This window comes from Caulobacter vibrioides, from assembly GCF_002310375.3.
Taxonomy (GTDB): Bacteria; Pseudomonadota; Alphaproteobacteria; order Caulobacterales; family Caulobacteraceae; genus Caulobacter; species Caulobacter vibrioides_D.
This window is the reverse complement of the sequence record NZ_CP023315.3, coordinates 3,240,597-3,259,751: the sequence shown is the minus strand read 5'-3', so window position 1 is coordinate 3,259,751 and position 19,155 is coordinate 3,240,597. Positions and strand designations below refer to the sequence as shown.

The following is a 19,155-nucleotide window of genomic DNA, read 5'->3' as shown; positions in this document are numbered from 1 at the left end:
CTCACCCCTGCCAGCGGTCGATCACCCCCTCCAGCACCGTCAGCGGCGCGGGGCCGACCAGGAGCGCGGTGTCGTGGAAGCGCTTGATGTCGAACTTGCCGCCCAGGCGCTGCTTGGTGCGCTCGCGCAGGGCCGCCCAGACCGTGTGGCCGACCTTGTAGGAGCAGGCCTGGCCGGGGTTGGCGCAGTAGCGTTCGACCTCGCGCGAGACCCGCACCTCGGGGTCGCCGCCCGTCTCGATCATGTAGGCGATGGCCTTTTCGCGGCTCCAGCCCTTGGCGTGGATGCCGGTGTCGACCACGCAGCGCGAGGCGCGGAACAGGCGGGCCTGGTACATGCCCAGGAGGCCCAGATCATCGCCGTCGTCATAGATGCCCATCTCCATGGCCACCTGCTCGGCGTACAGCGCCCAGCCCTCGGTATTAGCCGAGAAGCCCATGTTCTGGCGGAGCTTGGGCAGATTGCTCTCGGCCACCAGGGCCAGCTGGAAGTGGTGCCCCGGCGCGCCCTCGTGGTGCATCAGCGTGGCCAGCGACCAGCGGGGGCGCTCGGCCGTGTCGCGCAGGTTGATATAGACCGCGCCCGGGCGCGAACCGTCCAGCGCGGGACGCTCGTAATAGGCGCCCGCCGAGCCCGCCTCGGTGTAGGCCGGCACGCGGCGCACCACGACCGGGGTCTTGGGCATGACGCCGAACCACTGCGGCAAGAGCGGCTGCAGCTTGGCCAGGCGCTCGGTGCAGTAGGCCAGAAGCTCGGCGCGGCCCTCGTCGGTGTTGGCGAACACCTGTCCCGGCATGGTGTTGAGGCTCGCCATCCGCTGGCCCACCGTGCCTTGGGTCAGGCCGCGCTTCTTGAGGATCTCGTCCATCCGCGCCTGGATCTCGGCGCCTTCGTCCAGGCCCAGGCGATGGACCTCTTCGGGGGTCTTGTTGGTGGTCGTGTAGATCTTGAGCAGGGCGGCGTAGAAGGCGTCGCCGTCCTTGAGGCGACCGATGCCGGCGTCGTGCACGGCCTTGGCGCGCATCGCCTGCAGGGCGGCGATCTGGCGGTCCAGGGCCGGGTGGATCTCGCCGGTCAGGATGGCGGCGGCCTTGGCGTCATAGTCGCCATAGGCCTTGGCGCGGCGGGCGGCCGAGGCGACCAGCACGCTCTTGTCGACCGGTGTGGCGCGGAACTGCTGGAGCTGGGCGATGGCCTTGTCGACCATGAAGTCGGCCGGGATCACGCCCTTGGCCGCGTCGGCGCTGGCGCGCTGCGTTTCCTGGTCCAGCACGGTGGCGAAGGCCTTCATGCGGGCCAGGTACGCATCGGCGTCGGCGGCCGAGGCGATCTTGTGACGGCTGTCCAGGAAGCTGGGGGTCGAGATGTACGACCCGTAGTACTGGGTCAGGACGAAGGGGCGCGCACCGTCGCCGAAGTCGAACCGCGAGGTCCCCCCGCGCGCTTCGTAGTTGAAGAGGGCGGTGTCGTAGTTGATCGCGTCGTCGCCGGTCAGCGCCTTGCGGTCGATCGTCTTCAGGCGGGCGATGCGCTGCGCCGGTTCAGCGCGGTCGCGCAGCCAGGCGGCGGTCGAGCGGTCCGAGAGCTTGGTGCGCGCATCGGCGTGCTTGCCGGTGTCGAGGCCAAGGCTGGTGGCCTGCTCGGGGCTCTGGCTCAGGTCCTCGTCGAAGAAGGCGTCGAACAGCGCATAGAGCTGCTGCTTGGCCGGGGTGGCGGCCTGGGCCGCTGGCGCGAGCCCGGCGGCCAGGGCGGTCGCGGCCGCCCCCATCATGATCTGACGACGGTCAGGCTGGGACATGGCCATCCTTAAAACTCAAGAAGCATAGCGCCCTCTGCGGCGCGGGCGCGCATCGTTCCCTTGAGGTCCGCGCCAGGTCAAGCCGCCGTGGCCAACGCGCCGTGCTCAGTGCATCGGCGCGGTGTCGGGCCTCGCCGTGGGGCGGATGGCGTCCTCCATCCAGGTGGGCCAGGCAGTGGTGGCCCAGCCGCCGCGGCCATAGTGGCCATGAACCACGGCGAGCCATTGGCGCAGGCTCTCGGCTTCCAGCGGCACACCGACGGCGCGGCCGTCCGCGGCCCTGAACGTGAGCCTGACCACGCGGGTGTTCGAGTCGATATCGACCGCCTCGACCAGCCAGGTGTCCGCCGGCCGGTCGGCCTGGACGCGGGGCTGAGGCGTCAGGGCGGCCTGGGCCGATTTCTGGGCGAACTCCTGGAGCATCTCCTTGTCCGCCGGCGTGCTCGCAGCGGCGCTCGCGGCCTGGCCCGTCACGCCGTGGTCTTCAAGCCATTTGGTCAAGGGCGGCAGCAGGTAGTTGAACAGACGCTGGGTCATCCACAGCACCACGGTCCGACCATCCGCCAGGGCGCCGGACAGGCGCATTCGGTCTTCGGTCTGGACGTATTCGGTGGTGACGCGCTGCAGCTGTGGGTGGGTCGACATCGTAAGATCCATGCCCCGGCGATCATGAGGCGTGCGGACCATATCGGCGCGCTTGCGGCGAGGCCAAGGGTTTCAACCTGTCCGGCGGATGGCGCCCACGGCGCTCAGAACGCCCCGCGTGAAACGGCCCATGAAAAAAGGGCCCGCTTAGGAGGGGCGGGCCCTTTCTTGTACGCGTTCAGAGGGATCGAACAGGACGGAAGATGACGCAATCGCCGTCGTTCCGCCCTTCCCCATATCGTCGCAGCCTGCGAACGAGTCGCAAGGCCGCCCGGCCGCCCTACTTGCGCGGCGTCAGGATGTCGCCCAGGCGATCCGGGGCGCCGGCGATCCGCTCCAGGCGCGGATAGCGAAGCCCGCCGCGATAGTCGATCTTGACCATCTTGTAGCGGAAGCCGTCCTTGATCAGCAGCTCGACCAGCGGGTTCTCGGGCTTTGCGGCGGCCTTGACCGCCGCCTTCAGCTTGTCGCCGTCCATCTGTTCGCCGTTGACCGCCACCACGGTCAGGCCCTGGGTGAGGCCGGCCTTGAACGCCGGGCCGCCCCACTGGACGTCGGAGATGACGCCGTCCGAACCCAGGCTCAGGCCCAGCGAATAGGGCAGGGCCGTCCCCCGCGAGCGGGTCTCGGCGGCCTTCATGAACTCGGTCGGGGTCTCGGTGTAGACCAGCTTGTAGCCGCCGCGCTCCAGGCCATCGAGCGGCGCCTTGGTCTGGACCTCTTCGATGCGGGTCTTCAGGAACGTGGCCCAGTCATGGGCCACGACGCCGTTCAGGGCCGCGACCACGTCCTCGAACACATAGGTGCGCGGTACGTACGAGCCGTTGTCGACGCCGAAGAAGGCCTTGGCGAAGTCGTCCAGCGACTTCTTGCCGCCGGTCTTCTCGCGGATCACCGTGTCGGCGTCGAGCCAGACCAGCATGCCCTCGGAGTAGTAGTCCTCGCTGCGCTGCCACGACAGCCACGACAGCGGACGGCGGTTGGCGATGATCGGATCGTTGGTGGTGTCCTGCACCGGGCGCCAGTCGCGGCCGCGACGGTTGTCGTAGGCGGCGGCCGTGGCGGCGATGGAGTCCATGGCCTGCTGCTTGGTCAGGAGGCCCGAGCGGGCGGCCAGCACATTGCCCCAATACTGGGTCTGGCCCTCATAGACCCACATCAGGCTGTCGCGCATCGGCACGTTCAGGTTCGGCGTCCACAGGTCGGCGGCGCGACGGAACTTGCCGTTCCACGAGTGGGTGAACTCGTGGCTGAGCAGGTCGCGGCCCACGAAGCTCTTGTCCCACTCGGTGAAGTACTTGGGCGTGACGCGGTTTTCGCTCGAGCGGTGGTGCTCCAGGCCGATGCCGCCCAGGCGGTCCGACAGGGCGACCAGGAAGTCGTAGTGATCGTAGTGGTGCGAGCCGAACACCTTGTAGGCCTGCTGCACGAGGTCCTTGTGGACCTGGATATGCTCGGGCTTGGCCTCCAGCAGTTCGGGGCTGTCGGCCACCAGGTTCAGGCGCACGGGCGCGGGGCCGGTCGGATCCAGGTCGATCGACTTGAAGTACTTGCCCGCGAAGATCGGGCTGTCGACCAGGGTCTCGACCGTGGTCGGCTTGAAGGTGGTGACCTGGCCCTCGACCTTGGCGGTCTCCAGCGCGGTGGCCAGCTTCCAGCCCTCCGGCAGCTTGACGCTGGCCTCGATCGGGATGCGGCGGGTGTAGTAGCCGGCCGGATAGAGCGCGACCTGCAGCCACTGCAGGTTCAGCATCTCCTGGGTGACCTCGATCCGGCCGATCCGGCCCTCGACGGCGGTCAGGAACTGGTAGCTGACCTCAATCTCGCTGACGTCGGCGGGCACGTCGACATGGAAGGCGTGGACGCTGATGACGTCGCGCTTCCAGGGGATGCGCTTACCGTTCGCCGTGACCACCAGGCCGGCCAGCTTGTCCAGGTCGTTGCGCGGCGAGTGGCCGCCCGGAACCCACTGCGGATAGAGGAAGGTGAAGGCGCCGGGCTTGCTGACCGGGATCGTCGTGGTGACGCTCCAGATCTTGCGGTCAAGGTCGGTGGCGTCGACGGCCAGCTTCAGCGTGCCGGCGTAGGGGATGTCCTGCGGGGCGGGGATCGGCGTCGTCGGCGCTGCCGATTCCGGCATCGGCTGCGAGGGCGCCGGGGCCGGCGTCTGGGCCAGGGCGGCCGTGGCGGCCAGGGACAGGACGGAGACCGAGAAGAACAGCGCTTTCACGAAACACCCCAATGCGGCGCGCGGGCATGCTTCCCGCGACGAGAAGCCGGGATGTTTGTGGCCTTATCCGCCCCTTGTCGAGGGCGAGTTGGCCTCCGCATGCGGAATGTCGGGCGTTCGTTTCGGGCCTGAAACGAAGCGTCTTTGACGTAACTGAAATCCTCCCCCCAGCGGGGGAGGTGGCCCGAAGGGCCGGAGGGGGAAGTCCTGCTGCTCCGACCACTTCCCCCTCCGTCGCCGCTTCGCGCCGACACTTCCCCCGCTGGGGGGAGGATTGATGCTTGCTGGGTCCTGGGATGGGTTAATCTGTGAGTAACCTGTGGGGGACTCGCGATATGGGCTTGGACGGCCGCTCACGTCCGGTTCTGGCGAGACGGCTCGCCAGATAAGGTGCCCGGTTCAAGTCCGCGAAGTTTCGCCCACCGCCATGCGTTTCGACGACCGCTTTCTCGAAGAACTGAAGTCCCGCCTTCGCCCGTCCGACGTCGTCGGCAAGACGGTGAAGCTGCGGCGGCAGGGGCGCGAGTATGCGGGGCTGTCGCCGTTCACCAAGGAAAAGAGCCCGTCGTTCTTCGTCAACGACGAGAAGGGCTTCTATCACTGCTTCTCCAGCGGCAAGCACGGCGACATCATCAGCTTCCTGCAGGAGACCGAGCGGCTGACCTTCGCGGAAGCCGTCGAGCGGCTGGCGGCCGAGGCGGGCATGAGCCTGCCCGAGGTGGACCCCCGGGCCGCCCGCGAAGAGCAGAAGCGATCCTCGCTCGGCGACTGGATGGAGCTGGCGGCCGCCTGGTTCGAGAGCGAGCTGCGCCGTCCCGTCGGCCAGGGCGCTCGCGCCTATCTGGAAAAGCGCGGCCTGCCCGAGAGCGAGTGGAGCCGCTTCCGCATCGGGTTTGCGCCCAACAACCGCACGGGGCTGAAGGACTATCTGATCGCCAAGGGCGCCAAGCCGGGCGACCTGGTGGACGCCGGCGTGCTGATCGCCCCCGAGGATGGCGGGGCGCCCTATGACCGCTTCCGCGACCGGATCATCTTCCCGATCACCGACAGCCGGGGAAAGGTCGTCTCGTTCGGCGGCCGGGCCATGGATCCCGCCGCCCGCGCCAAGTATCTGAACGGCCCCGAGACCAGCCTCTTCCACAAGGGGCGGGTGCTGTATGGCCTGTTCGAGGCCCGCAAGATCCTGCACGCCGGCCAGAGCGGCGGCGAGAAGCCGCCGATGGTGGTGGTCGAGGGCTATATGGACGTCATCGCCTGCCAGCGCGCGGGGATCCCCGCCGTGGCGGCTATGGGCACAGCCCTGACCGAGGAGCAGATGGAGGGGCTGTGGCGCCTGCATCCGACCCCGACCCTGTGCTTTGACGGCGACAAGGCCGGCCGCCGCGCCGCCGACCGGGCCATCGACCGCGCCCTGCCGCTGCTCAAGCCCGGCCGCTCGTTCCTGTTCTCCATGCCCGTCGGCGGCAAGGACCCCGACGATGTGCTGCGCGAGCAGGGGGCGGCGGCGCTGAAAGCCCAGGTCTCCGACACCAAGCCCTTCGTCCAGGCCCTGTTCGAGCGCGAGAAAGAGGTCGAACCCTTCGACACGCCCGAACAGCGCACGAACCTGAAGGTCCGCCTGCGCACCCTGGCGGCGACCATCGCCGACAAGGACCTGGCGCACGCCTATAAGGAAGAGCTGCTGGACCGGCTGGACGAGATGCGCGCCGCGCGCCGCGTCAAGGCCGACGCCAGCGACGCGGGCCGCGCCCTGTCGCGCCAGCGCTGGGACAACAGTCCGCGACGTCCCTGGGGCAAGCCCCGCCTGGAGGGCGCCACCGCCGAAGGCCGTCAGGCCGCCGCCGCCCTGCACCAGGCGCCGCGCCCGTTCTCGGCGGCTCTGCTGATCGCCGCGATCCGCGACCCCAAGGTGGTCGACGATCGTATCGAGGTGCTGATGAACCAGGGCTTCGGCGACGAGCGCCTGGACGCCATCGCCCACGAGTTGGTCAACCTGCGGCTGGAGGCCGATCACGTCGAGACCGGCCTGCTCCGGGGGCGGCTGGCCTCGGCGGGCTATGACGAGGGCGTTATGGCGGCCCTGGAGCGCGCGGCCGCCCACGTGAAGGCCCTCGATGTCGCCCAGAGCGCGGCCCAGAGCCCTGAGGAGGCGATCCGAGGGCTCTGGTCGCAGGCCTTCGACCTGCTGCTACGCCTGACCGCGCTGGAGCGGGCGGTCGACGACGCCAAGACCGACCTCGCCGACGACAGCGACTTCCAGACCCTGCTGCGCCTGAAGACCGAACGCGACGCGGTCAAGCGCCTGATCGAAAGCGGCGGCTGGACCGACCCCGCGCTGGTGTCCCAGGTGTTGCACTAGGGGGTAGCCTTCGGTCAGCTGGAGTCATTCTCTCTTGTCATCCCGGCCGGAAGCCCGCTTGCGGGCTGCAGCGCCGGGACCCAGGGGCGACCGCACTGCGCCGGCCCCTGGGTCCCGGATAGCCTCTGCGAGGCTTCCGGGATGACGAGAGGTTCGGTCTTTGCGGGATCGGCGGCTTTCGTCTCTGCAACGGGGTCCGGACCCTAGGGCTTAGGGCTAAATAGGCGCACCAAACGCCAATTCCCCCACGTCCCATCTTGACACCGGCGTCACCCAAAGCCACATGCCGACTCAAGGATTTGCCAAGCAGCTGATTGACATCGCTCGGGCCGCCGGAGCGCGCGCCCTTATCGAAACAGGATGTCACCCTCGCCGCCGCCTCAGATCCCCAGCGGTCGCCGACCCGTTCAGGGAAAAGCTCGCCGTGCTCATCGCCTGGACCTCCGCCGGTTTCCCGCGGAGCGCTTCGACATGGCGAACCAGAGCGCGGGCGTGCCGTCTGACGGGAACGTGATCCTTGGGTAAGCGCTGATCAAGGCGCGGATCGGGCAGGCAAGCCATTTCGCAAAGGTTTTATCGACGCGGGCCTCGCGAGGGCGTCGCGTCGACTTCGGAGAGCTTGATGAGCAACAATTCCTCGGCCGAGACAGAAGCGCCCGAATCCACCGGTGGTGACGGTCCCCTGCTCGATCTGACCGACGCCGGCGTCAAGAAGTTCATCAAGCAGGCCAAAGCCCGCGGCTACGTCACGATGGACGAGCTGAACAAGGTGCTGCCGTCCGAGGAAGTCAGCCCCGACGCCATCGAAGACACGCTGGCCATGCTCAGCGAAATGGGCGTCAACGTGGTCGAGGCCGAGGAAGACGCCGAGAACGCCGAAGGCGGCGAAGTCGCCACGCGCGACGAGAACACGACCGTCATCGCCAGCGACAAGCCTGCGGCCTATGACCGCACCGACGACCCGGTGCGCATGTACCTGCGCGAGATGGGCTCGGTGGAGCTTTTGTCGCGCGAGGGCGAAATCGCCATCGCCAAGCGCATCGAGGCCGGCCGCGACACGATGATCCGCGGCCTCTGCGAGTCGGCCCTGACCTTCGAAGCCATCATGGTGTGGCGCGAGGAACTGGGCACGGGCCGCATCCTGCTGCGCGAAGTCATCGACCTGGAAGGCACCTACGCCGCGATCAACGGCGTGGCCGCCCAGCCGGCCGCCGAGGACGATGACGGCGAACCGGCCGAGCCGGTCGACCAGGAGGCCGCCGGCGAGCCCAAGCCCGAGGGCGAAGGCGAGGACGAGGACGACTTCGACGACGGCGCGGGTCCCACCGTCAGCGCCATGGAAGGCGAGCTGCGCGAAGGCGTCATGGCCATCCTGGACGCCATCGCCAGCGAGTTCGAAGCCTTCCGCAAGCTGCAGGACAAGCTGGTCGGCAGCCGCCTGAAGGGCGAGGACCTGTCGGACGCCGACCGCAAGGCCTATGAGGGCCTGTCGGCGACGATCATCCAGCACCTGAAGACGCTGAAGCTGAACAACAACCGCATCGAGGCTCTGGTCGAGCAGCTCTATGCGATCAACAAGCGCCTGATCGGTCTGGAGGGGCGCCTGCTGCGCCTGGCCGACAGCTACGGCATCAGCCGCGGCGAGTTCCTCAAGGCCTATTTCGGCGCCGAGCTGAACCCGACCTGGACCGACCAGGTCAAGGCGATGGGCGTGCGCTGGACCAAGTTCGTCGAGAACGACAGCCAGTCGGTCACCGACATCCGTGGCGAGATCGCCGCCCTGGCCACCGAAACCGGCGTGCCGATCGACGACTATCGCCGCATCGTCCAGACCGTGCAGAAGGGCGAGCGCGAAGCCCGTCAGGCCAAGAAGGAAATGGTCGAGGCGAACCTGCGCCTCGTGATCTCGATCGCCAAGAAGTACACCAACCGCGGCCTGCAGTTCCTGGACCTGATCCAGGAGGGCAATATCGGCCTGATGAAGGCCGTCGATAAGTTCGAATATCGCCGCGGCTACAAGTTCTCGACCTACGCCACCTGGTGGATCCGTCAGGCGATCACCCGCTCGATCGCCGACCAGGCCCGCACCATCCGTATCCCGGTGCACATGATCGAGACGATCAACAAGATCGTCCGCACCAGCCGCCAGATGCTGCACGAGATCGGCCGCGAGCCGACCCCCGAAGAGCTGGCCGAAAAGCTGGCCATGCCGCTGGAAAAGGTCCGCAAGGTCCTGAAGATCGCCAAGGAGCCGATCTCGCTCGAGACGCCGATCGGCGATGAAGAAGACAGCCACCTGGGCGACTTCATCGAGGACAAGAACGCCGTCCTGCCGATCGACGCGGCCATCCAGTCCAACCTGCGCGAAACCACCACTCGCGTGCTGGCCTCGCTGACCCCGCGTGAAGAGCGCGTGCTGCGCATGCGCTTTGGCATCGGCATGAACACCGACCACACGCTGGAAGAAGTCGGCCAGCAGTTCTCGGTGACCCGCGAACGCATCCGTCAGATCGAGGCGAAAGCCCTGCGCAAGCTCAAGCACCCCTCGCGGTCGCGCAAGCTGCGCAGCTTCCTGGACTCGTAAGGGTCAGGCTCAGCGCAAAAGAAGACGCCCCGGTCGAAAGGCCGGGGCGTTTTTGTTTGGGGATTTAGCGCCCCCTCCGTCTCGTCGCTACGCGCCGATCCACCTCCCCCGCAAGCGGGGCAGGAGGGAGCCCCGTTCTCCTCACCCGTGTAACGGGGGAGGTGGCGCGCGGCGCAGCCGCGTGACGGAGGGGGCGCGTGTGTCTCCCCCTACAGCCGCTCCCGCGCCCGTTGCTCCAGGCGGTCGGCCTCGCGCTCCATGGTTTCGGCCTGAGCCGGCATGCGGCGGGCCACGTCTTGCAGCTCCTCGTCGGTCACGGTCGCGCCGCGCGCGGCGTTCTCGGCGATCTGCTTGGCGCGGTAGGCCGGGTCGTGCAGGCGGTGCGCTTCCTCGCGCATCTGGCGGGCGCCGGCGCGCATCTGATCGGCGCCCCTGGCCATGTCGAGGTAGGCTTGCTTCATCGCCGCGACGCGGGCGATCTCGCCAACCTTGCGCGCCTCCTCGCCGATGCGGCGAGCCTCAGCGGCCGAGATGTGGGCTTGCTGGGCGTAGGCGCGGGCCTCCGCGCCGGCCGCGCGCGCGGCGGCCTTGATCTCGTCCCGGTGGGCCTCGACCTGGCGTCGGATTTCCTCGGCGTTGACACGCACTGCGTCGGCCTGGGCCCTGGCCCAATGGGCCTGAGCCCGCGCTTGGCTTAGGTCATAGGCGTCGGCGTCGGCGTCTGGAGCCGGCGGCGCGGGGGGCGATGGCGCTGCGGTCGGGGCGACCGCCGCCACGGGCGCGACCGGCGCGTGTGGCGCCGGGGGCGCGGGCGGCAAGGCTGCGCTGACCACCGGGGCGGGCGGCGCGGGCGGGACCGGCGGCGCGATCTGGCGGGTGACGGCGAAGGCGGCGAGCGGCGCGGCGACCAGCGCCAGCGCGCCGATGCAGAGGCCGACGGTCAGGGGGCGGCGGCGGGCGGGCGTGTCGGTCATGATGCTGGCGATCCTCGATTTCAGGGTCCGGCTGTCAGCTGCCATGGGCAGCGAGGCGACGGGCGCGAGACGCGGCGTGGGATGGGCGGCCAGACGCACCAGGGTGCGGGCGTAGAGGGCGCGGTCGACGAAACCGAGCGCGGCGGCGTCGGCGGCTTCTTCCGAGCGCTGGCGCAGCACCGCGTGCAGCCGCCAGACCAGCGGGTTGAACCAGAAGATCGCCAGCACGACGCGCGAGATCAGCAGGAAGACCCAGTCGTGGCGGCGCAGATGGGCCAGCTCGTGCGCCATGATCGCCGGCGCGGTATGGCGTTCGGCGAGGGTGGCGCGATTGATCAGGATCGCCCCCGGCGCAACGCCCCAGCTCAAGGGACCGGCCACGCGGTCGGAGCAGACGAGGTTGGGGCGGTCGGCGGGCGGCAGATCTTCGATGGGCGCCAGCCACGCGGGGCAGACGACGGGATCGGCCTTCCGGGTCCAGCGGGTCAAGGTGCGAAGACCCAGCGCCAGCCGCCCGCCGATCAGCGCCGCCCCCAGCAGCCAAAGGCCGCCCAGGATCGCGCCCGGCGTCGCCCAGGCGGGGGCCGAGGGCGGCGGGGTGAGGGAGGCGATCGTCGAGGTGGCGAGGGCGGGTGCGTCGGTCAGCGGTGGCAGCAGGGCCAGCTCGATCGGCGGCAGAGCGTTCATGATCACCGGCAGGGCCAGCAGCAGGCAGACGGTGCCGCGCAGGATATCGACCCGCTCGACGGGGCGCTGAGTCAGATGACGGGAGGCGGCCAGGCCCCCGCCGGCGATCAGGCTGGACTTGATCAGCAGCGAAATCAGCAGCGTCCAGGTCATCGCTTGTCCTTCCCGTCCTGAGTGGCCTTGTCGATCATCGCCTCGAGGGCGGCGGCTTCTTCCGGCGTCAGCTTCTGGCCAAGGCCCAGCAGGGCGCTGGCGGCGCTGGCGGCCGAGCCGGCGAAGAAGGTGTCGATCAGGCGCCGCAAGGCCCCGACCGCGACGGTCTCGGCGCTCTGGGCGGGGCGATAGACGACGCCGTGCGCGCCGGACGAGCGCTCGACCATGCCCTTGCTCTCCAGCCGGACCAGCAGCGTGCGGACGGCGGAGTCGCTCAAGGGATCGGCGAGGGCGGCGCGGACCTCGGCGGTGGTGCCGCTTTCCAGGCGGCAGACGGTCTCGAAGACCTCGCGTTCGCGGCGGGGCAGGGCGTCGATCAAGGGGCGGCCTCAGAAGCTGAGTTCGCTACACCTGTAGCGCTACATTTGTAGCGATGAAAGTGAACTCGCCGTAATCCGCAGGCCTGTCACGAGGTCTTTCGGCGCGTCGGGTTCGCGCTCAGGCCTCGCCCACCGTTACATCGACCATGATCTCGCCGGAGATATTCTCCAGCGCCGCCTGCACCGCTCCAGCCGACAGCGTGGAGGGCAGGCGCAGGCGAGCGTCCATGTGGAACAGCGGCGCGCCGGAATAGGGCTCGACGCTGAGGCGGGTCTCGAAGGTCTCGATATTGGCGCCAAGGCCGCTCAGCACGGCGGTGACTTGGGCCACGATGCCCGGGCGGTCCTGGCCGACCAGGCTAAAGGCGACGGTCTCGCCCGCTGCGGGGGCGGCCTCCAGCGCCGGCGCGATCCGCACCTCCAGCCCTTGGGCGTCGACCTTGGCGACGGCGGCGCGCAGGGCGTCCACCGAGCCGGCGTCCAGCGCGACCAGCACCGAGCCGACATAGAGCCCGCCCAGTTGGCTCAGATGGCTCTCTAGCCAGTTGCCGCCGGCCGACAACACCGCCTTGGCCAGGGCCTCGGTGAGGCCGGGCCGGTCGCTGCCGACGACGCTGAGGATCAGGTTGGCCATGAGAGCTCCCTAAGGCTTGTTTCGCCCGAGCCAGCCACGCGCCTTGGCCGGCGTCAATCCAGGGCGGACCCGTCCTCGGCCACGAGGCGCAGCAGGCCCTGCAGGGTCGGGGCGGCCTCGTCGCGTCGCCAGACAAGGCCCGTCTCCAGGATCGGGGGATCGACGAGGTCGACATAGCGAACCCCCGCACGGGCCAGTTTCCGTAGCGAGGCGGGCGCCAGCGCCATGCCTAGGCCCGCCGAGACCAGGCTGATGATCGTCTGCATCTGGATCGCTTCCTGGACGATCCGGACGGGCTGGCCGCGCGCGGCGACATAGCCGGTGACAAGGTCGTGGAACGCCGGCGCCACGGTTCGAGGAAACAGCACCAGCGGAACGTCCGCCAGGGCGCCGAGGTCCAGCGGCCCTTCGGCGGCCCACGCCTCGGGCGTGACGGCGACCAGGGGTTCGGACACCAGCCGCCGATAGGCCAGGGGCGCAGGCAAGGTCCGGTTGGGCGGCGGGATGACGATGCCCGCATGCCGCTCGCCGGCCAGCACCGCGGGCACCTGAACGTCGCTGGTGGCCTCGACCAGCTGGATCTCGACGCCGGGAAAGGCCTTGGCGTAGCGCCGGACGAGGTCGGGCAGGACGCTGTAGTCGGCGGTGCTGACGAACGACAGCGACAGATAGCCGGTCTGGCCGTCACGCAGGCGGCGGGCGGTGTCGGGCAGGGCGTCGATCGCCGCCAGGGCCTCGCGCACATGCGGCAGCCACTGCTGGCCCAGCGCGGTCAGTTCAACGTGCCGCTTGGTGCGGGCGAAGAGCGGCGCGCCCATCGCCTTTTCCAGCGCCTGGATCGATTGGCTGAGCGGCGGCTGGGTGATCCCCAGGCGCTCGGCGGCCCGCCCGAAGTGCAGGGTCTCGGCGACGGCGGCGAAGTGGCGGAACTGACGGATGTCCATACTGATATGTTTAGCGACCTAATCGGCGCCGACTAATATATTTTTAGATTGAAGCGCCTTGGCCTAGAAAGACCCCACGACCGACACTGGATTTCTCTCATGCCTCCCTATCGCTCACGCACCTCCACCCACGGCCGCAACATGGCCGGCGCCCGGGGCCTCTGGCGCGCCACCGGCATGAAGGACAGCGACTTTGGCAAGCCGATCATCGCGGTGGCCAACAGCTTCACCCAGTTCGTGCCCGGCCACGTGCACCTGAAGGACCTGGGCCAGCTGGTCGCGCGCGAGATCGAGGCGGCCGGGGGCGTGGCCAAGGAGTTCAACACCATCGCCGTCGACGACGGCATCGCCATGGGCCACGGCGGGATGCTGTACTCGCTGCCCAGCCGCGACCTGATCGCCGACAGCGTCGAGTACATGGTCAACGCCCACTGCGCCGACGCGATCGTCTGCATCTCCAACTGCGACAAGATCACGCCCGGCATGCTGATGGCCGCCATGCGCCTGAACATCCCGGTCGTCTTCGTTTCCGGCGGGCCGATGGAGGCCGGCAAGGTGACGGTGAAGGGCCAGATCCGCGCCCTGGACCTGGTGGACGCCATGGTCGTGGCCGCCGACGACAAGTATTCCGACGAAGAGGTCGAGGCGATCGAGAAGGCCGCGTGCCCGACCTGCGGCTCGTGCTCGGGCATGTTTACCGCCAACTCGATGAACTGCCTGACCGAGGCCCTGGGCCTATCGCTGCCGGGCAACGGCTCTGTTTTGGCCACCCACGCTGACCGGGAAGCCCTGTTCAAGGAAGCCGGACGCCTCGTCGTGGATCTGTGCCAGCGCTGGTACGAGCAGGAGGATCCGACCGCCCTGCCGCGCGGCATCGCCACCCGGGCCGCGTTCGAAAACGCCATGAGCCTGGACATCGCCATGGGCGGCTCGACCAACACCGTGCTGCACCTGCTGGCCGCCGCGCATGAGGGCGGGATCGACTTCAGCATGGCCGACATCGACCGGCTGTCCCGCCGCGTGCCGTGCCTGTCCAAGGTGGCGCCGGCCAAGAGCGACGTGCATATGGAGGACGTCCACCGGGCCGGCGGGGTCATGGCCATTCTGGGCGAGCTGGAGCGCGGCGGCCTGATTGACGCCAGCCAGCCGACCGTCCACGCCCCGACCATGGCCGAGGCCCTGGCCCGCTGGGACATCGGCCGCACCAACAGCGCCGTCGCCCACGAACTCTTCCGCGCCGCGCCGGGCGGCAAGCCGACCCAGATCGCCTTCAGCCAGGCCGCCCGCTGGGAAGAGCTGGACCTTGACCGCGAGAAGGGCGTCATCCGCTCGGTCGAGCATCCGTTCTCCAAGGACGGCGGGCTGGCGGTGCTGTTCGGCAACCTGGCGCCCGAGGGCTGCATCGTGAAGACGGCGGGCGTCGACGAGTCGATCCTGAACTTCCGGGGCACGGCGCGCGTCTATGAGAGCCAGGAGGCGGCGGTCAGCGGCATCCTGGGCGGTCAGGTCAAGGCCGGCGAGGTCGTGGTCATCCGCTATGAAGGCCCCAAGGGCGGGCCGGGCATGCAGGAGATGCTGTACCCGACCACCTATCTGAAATCGAAGGGCCTGGGCGCGGCCTGCGCCCTGATCACCGACGGCCGCTTCTCGGGCGGCACCTCGGGCCTGTCGATCGGCCACGTCTCGCCCGAAGCCGGCGAGGGCGGCCTGATCGCCTTGGTGGAGACCGGCGACCCGATCCTGATCGACATCCCGACGCGCGGGATCACCCTGGAGGTCTCCGACGCGGTGCTGGCCGCCCGTCGCGAGGCGCAGCTGGCGCGGGGCAAGGCCGCCTGGACGCCGAAGGATCGCCAGCGCGAGGTCAGCCCCGCCCTGCGCGCCTACGCCGCCATGACCACCAACGCCGCCAAGGGCGCGGTGCGCGATGTCAGCCAGGTGGAGCGGGGTCGCTGAGCGCAGAAAAGAGGCTGAGCTAGCGTTCGGCCTTGTCGCCGGTTCGGTTGGAAATCCTCGTCCTTCGACAGGCTCAGGATGAGGATTTTGAGCTAGCCGAGGCCAACATTCGTCCTCACCCTGAGCTTGTCGAAGGGCGAGGGCGGCTCCCCTAGCGGCGTCCATCCTCAGGATCAAAGAGCCCAAGAAAAAGGCCCCGGCGTTTCCGCCGGGGCCTCTGGATCTTCAGTCGCTAGATCCTAAGCCGCTAGATCCAGGCGGTCGGCGTTCATCACCTTGTTCCAGGCGGTGACGAAGTCGCAGACGAACTTCTCTTGCGCGTCGGCGCAGGCATAGACCTCGGCGAAGGCCCGCATTTCGGCGTGGGAGCCGAAGATCAGGTCGACGCGGGTCGCCGTCCAGCGCGGCTCGCTCGACGTGCGGTCATGACCGGCGAAGGCGTTGGCCGCCGTCGGGCTCCAGGTCGTGCCCATGCTGAGCAGGTTGACGAAGAAGTCGTTGGTCAGCACGCCGGGGCGGTCGGTGAACACCCCGTCCTTGGAGCCGCCGGCGTTGGCGTCCAGCACGCGCAGGCCGCCGACCAGAACCGTCATTTCCGGACCAGACAGGCCCAGAAGCTGGGCGCGGTCGACCAGGGCCTCTTCCGGGGCCATGTAGTGCTTGCCCGGGCCGCGATAGTTGCGGAAGCCGTCCGAGCGCGGTTCCAGGGCCTCGAACGAGTGGGCGTCGGTCTGTTCGGCCGAGGCGTCCATGCGGCCCGGCGCGAACGGCACCGTGACGCTGCTGCCGGCGTCCTTGGCCGCCTTCTCGATGGCCGCCGCGCCGCCCAGCACGATCAGATCGGCCAGCGAGATCTTCTTGCCGCGACCGGCGCTGGCGTTGAACGCCTGCTGGACGCCCTCGAGGACCGACAGCACCTTGGCCAGGACCGGCGGGTTGTTGACCGCCCAATCCTTCTGCGGCGCCAGCCGAACGCGGGCGCCATTGGCGCCGCCGCGCTTGTCCGACTTGCGATAGGTCGAGGCCGAGGCCCAGGCGGTCGAAACCAGTTCCGACACCGACAGGCCGGTGGCCAGGATCTTGGCCTTAAGCTCCGCGATGTCCTGATCGTCGACCAGCGGGTGGTCGACCGGCGGGATCGGGTCCTGCCAGATCAGCTCTTCCTTGGGGACCAGCGGGCCCAGATAGCGGCCGATCGGACCCATGTCGCGGTGGGTCAGCTTGAACCAGGCGCGGGCGAAGGCGTCGGCGAACTGGTCCGGGTTCTCGTAGAACCGGCGCGAGATCTTTTCGTAGGCCGGATCAAAGCGCAGGGCCAGATCGCTCGTCAGCATGCGCGGCGCGTGCGTCTTGCTCGGGTCAAACGCGTCCGGGATGTCGGCCGGGGCGTTCTTGGCCTGCCACTGCTTGGCGCCGGCCGGGCTTTCGGTCAGCTCCCACTCGAACTTGAACAGGTTGTCGAAGTAGTGGTTGCTCCAGCGCGTCGGCGTCTGGGTCCAGATCACTTCCGGACCGCCGGTGATGGCGTCGGCGCCCTTGCCCGTGCCGTACTTGCTCTTCCAGCCCAGGCCCTGGTCCTCGATCGCGCCGCCTTCCGGCTCGGGACCGATGAGGGACGGATCACCCGCGCCGTGCGTCTTGCCGAAGGTGTGGCCGCCGGCGATCAGCGCCACGGTCTCTTCGTCGTTCATCGCCATGCGGGCGAAGGTCTCGCGGATGTCGCGCGCCGAGGCCAGCGGATCGGGGTTGCCGTTCGGGCCTTCGGGATTGACGTAGATGAGGCCCATCTGGACCGCGCCCAGGGGCGAATCCAGCTCGCGCTCGCCGCTGTAGCGCTCGTCGCCCAGCCACGAACCTTCGGGACCCCAGTACAGCTCCTCGGGCTCCCACTGGTCGGCGCGACCGCCGGCGAAGCCGAACGTCTTGAAGCCCATCGACTCCAGGGCGACGTTGCCGACCAGCACATAGAGGTCGGCCCACGACAGTTTGGCGCCGTACTTCTGCTTGATCGGCCACAGCAGGCGGCGGGCCTTGTCGAGGTTGGCGTTGTCCGGCCAGCTGTTGAGCGGGGCGAAGCGCTGCTGCCCGCCGCCCGCGCCGCCGCGACCGTCGGTGATGCGATAGGTGCCGGCGCTGTGCCAGGCCAGGCGAATGAACAGGCCGCCGTAGTGACCAAAGTCGGCCGGCCACCAGTCCTGGCTGTCGGTCATCAGGGCGTGCAGGTCGTTGACGACCGCGTTGAGGTCGAGGCTCTTGAACGCCTCGGCGTAATCGAACGCCTCGCCCATGGGATTGGAGCGCGGCGAATGCTGGTTCAGGCCTTCCAGGCGCAGGTTCTGCGGCCACCAATCACGATTGGCGCGACCACGACCGTGGCCCATCGGGCATTGGCCCGCGATATTGTCTTCGACCTTGGCGTCCATTGGTGTGTTCCTCCGCGCAGGTGTTTCCATCACCCCGGCGACTGAGGACACTACCTTTTCGACCATCGGTAAAATTGATTGTTCTTATCACTTAGATAGGAAAAACCACTCCGAACGCGGCGGAGGTGTGGGGGCGCAGGCTCGCCCCATCAAAGCGTGTCATCCCGGAAGCCTCGCAGAGGCTATCCGGGACCCAGGGGGTGACAAAGCACGGTGCGCGCCGCCCCTGGGTCCCGGGTCGGCTACGCCGCCCGGGATGACACGGGATATGGAATCGGGAGTTACGGTGAAGGTGCGCTTAGTTCCCGACAGTTCCCTACGGCCCAGGCTCGCGCTCGGCTCGACGTCAAATTAGTGCATTGTCACCATAGTTCCGTTGTTAGCTTTGCTCATCGTCCACACCGCGCCGGATTAGTGTCGAGGTCGTAGCCGACGACGATGTTGTTTATCTGCACGCCGGTAAAGTAGGTCTGTGCGATTGCTGAGACGGCGACTGAACAATCTGCGTTATCATCAATATTGCTTGGCGTACTGGTGATTGCATCCATTACTTTTCTGAACGCTTTGTCCGCCGCCGCGCCCCGATAGGGATAGCTATTCGAGACCTGTATCTCTACGAACTGTTCCGCATGTGAGCCGTCATAGTGCGCGGTTAGAGACGGGTTCGCCGAGTTGCCACATGTCCCAAAGCACTGCGGGAAATACACGGTGTTCCGGAACATCTTATCGAAGCCACCGAAGGTCAGCGAAGCTGCGTCGGTTAGTCTTTCTTGTGGATAGAACTTGGCGACGTTGAAGGTGCAGCGGTTCGACAGCCCGTCGATCGCCATGTTCCGGACCGCGTTGCCCTTGTAGTTGATCGTCACGTTGCAGCCGGCAACCACATACTTCCGCTCGCCGTCGTTGACGTACTTTGCCGGGCCAATCCGGCGCTCGACGAACGCACGATCGGCGCCCAGCATGTCGGCCACGAACAGCTCCGTGATCGCGGGAGCCGGCCCGCTGAGCGCCTTCGGCTTAGCAGGCGTCGCAGCGTTCGCGACACTTGCCACCATCCCGGCCGCCGTAGCGATCCGCAGCCATTTCTGAATATCTTGAAAGTTCAATTCCTGCCCCCGCGCAATCTGACCGTGCGAATATAAGCGAAGGTTCGCGGAAGGACACGGCCAACCGCGCCCGTAACTAAACAGAAGAATCACGGCGATGGGGTGACGGCACTCGCGAGCGCCATCTGCGTGCCATGATGATCGTCTTTGGCGCGCATCATCAGAATTCTAGTGACAGTGCACTAATTGACGCCGTGCCGCTGCCGCCCCAGCGTTGGGGATGGCGCTGCGCCGTGCCGAGGCGATAGGTCGATGACCCCGTATCCCACCCGCCCGGAACGA

12 protein-coding genes and 3 pseudogenes are annotated in these 19,155 nt (G+C 68.2%); 6 read left to right on the top strand and 9 right to left on the bottom strand.

Features of this window, described 5'->3' with window-relative positions; all coding sequences use genetic code 11:
- Position 1 precedes the first annotated feature (1 nt).
- From CA606_RS15420 to CA606_RS15410, 3 genes are all read right to left on the bottom strand, one after another.
- Complete coding sequence (locus CA606_RS15420) at positions 2-1,798, bottom strand: DUF885 domain-containing protein (RefSeq protein ID WP_096053731.1); 1,797 nt, start codon at positions 1,796-1,798, stop codon at positions 2-4.
- Positions 1,799-1,903: 105 nt separating this feature from the next.
- Positions 1,904-2,443: a hypothetical protein gene (locus CA606_RS15415; protein WP_233282158.1), complete on the bottom strand. Its 540-nt coding sequence runs from the start codon at positions 2,441-2,443 to the stop codon at positions 1,904-1,906.
- Positions 2,444-2,723: 280 nt separating this feature from the next.
- A complete protein-coding gene (locus tag CA606_RS15410; RefSeq protein ID WP_096053733.1) occupies positions 2,724-4,685 on the bottom strand; it encodes a M61 family metallopeptidase in 1,962 nt (653 codons plus the stop codon).
- A gap of 415 nt (positions 4,686-5,100) precedes the next feature.
- On the opposite strand from CA606_RS15410, the gene dnaG reads away from it, so the two are divergent.
- The 4 genes and pseudogenes from dnaG to CA606_RS20690 form a co-directional block, all read left to right on the top strand.
- Complete coding sequence (gene dnaG / locus CA606_RS15405; RefSeq protein ID WP_096053735.1) at positions 5,101-7,032, top strand: DNA primase; 1,932 nt, start codon at positions 5,101-5,103, stop codon at positions 7,030-7,032.
- A gap of 26 nt (positions 7,033-7,058) precedes the next feature.
- A pseudogene (locus CA606_RS20255) lies at positions 7,059-7,151 on the top strand (hypothetical protein); the annotation flags it as partial.
- Positions 7,152-7,654: 503 nt separating this feature from the next.
- A complete protein-coding gene (gene rpoD, locus CA606_RS15400; RefSeq protein WP_096053736.1) occupies positions 7,655-9,616 on the top strand; it encodes an RNA polymerase sigma factor RpoD in 1,962 nt (653 codons plus the stop codon).
- Between the two features lie 69 nt (positions 9,617-9,685).
- Positions 9,686-9,769: pseudogene (locus tag CA606_RS20690) on the top strand (hypothetical protein); the annotation flags it as partial.
- 56 nt (positions 9,770-9,825) lie between these two features.
- On the opposite strand, the gene CA606_RS15395 reads toward CA606_RS20690, so the two are convergent.
- The 4 genes from CA606_RS15395 to ilvR form a co-directional block, all read right to left on the bottom strand.
- Positions 9,826-11,430, bottom strand: coding sequence for a M56 family metallopeptidase (locus tag CA606_RS15395; RefSeq protein WP_096053737.1), 1,605 nt, complete (start codon positions 11,428-11,430; stop codon positions 9,826-9,828).
- Positions 11,427-11,810, bottom strand: coding sequence for a BlaI/MecI/CopY family transcriptional regulator (locus tag CA606_RS15390; RefSeq protein WP_096053738.1), 384 nt, complete (start codon positions 11,808-11,810; stop codon positions 11,427-11,429). The genes CA606_RS15395 and CA606_RS15390 overlap by 4 nt, the downstream gene beginning before the upstream one ends.
- A gap of 118 nt (positions 11,811-11,928) precedes the next feature.
- Positions 11,929-12,444, bottom strand: a complete 516-nt coding sequence (locus CA606_RS15385; protein ID WP_096053739.1) for a glycine cleavage system protein R — start codon at positions 12,442-12,444, stop codon at positions 11,929-11,931.
- 53 nt (positions 12,445-12,497) lie between these two features.
- Positions 12,498-13,388, bottom strand: coding sequence for a LysR-type transcriptional regulator IlvR (ilvR, locus tag CA606_RS15380; protein WP_096053740.1), 891 nt, complete (start codon positions 13,386-13,388; stop codon positions 12,498-12,500).
- Positions 13,389-13,487: 99 nt separating this feature from the next.
- On the opposite strand from ilvR, the gene ilvD reads away from it, so the two are divergent.
- Positions 13,488-15,344 (top strand): dihydroxy-acid dehydratase, encoded by a 1,857-nt coding sequence (ilvD, locus tag CA606_RS15375; protein ID WP_096053741.1) that lies wholly within the window; start codon positions 13,488-13,490, stop codon positions 15,342-15,344.
- Positions 15,345-15,583: 239 nt separating this feature from the next.
- Here the strand turns inward: ilvD and katG are convergent, their stop codons facing one another.
- A complete protein-coding gene (gene katG / locus CA606_RS15370; RefSeq protein WP_181242907.1) occupies positions 15,584-17,800 on the bottom strand; it encodes a catalase/peroxidase HPI in 2,217 nt (738 codons plus the stop codon).
- A 128-nt stretch (positions 17,801-17,928) separates the two neighbouring features.
- On the opposite strand from katG, the pseudogene CA606_RS20685 reads away from it, so the two are divergent.
- A pseudogene (locus tag CA606_RS20685) lies at positions 17,929-18,035 on the top strand (hypothetical protein); the annotation flags it as partial.
- 121 nt (positions 18,036-18,156) lie between these two features.
- Here CA606_RS20685 and CA606_RS15365 read toward each other — a convergent pair.
- The gene (locus CA606_RS15365; protein ID WP_181242623.1) at positions 18,157-18,873 is read right to left on the bottom strand and encodes a hypothetical protein; all 717 of its coding nucleotides are present in this window, start codon (positions 18,871-18,873) and stop codon (positions 18,157-18,159) included.
- Positions 18,874-19,155 lie beyond the last annotated feature (282 nt).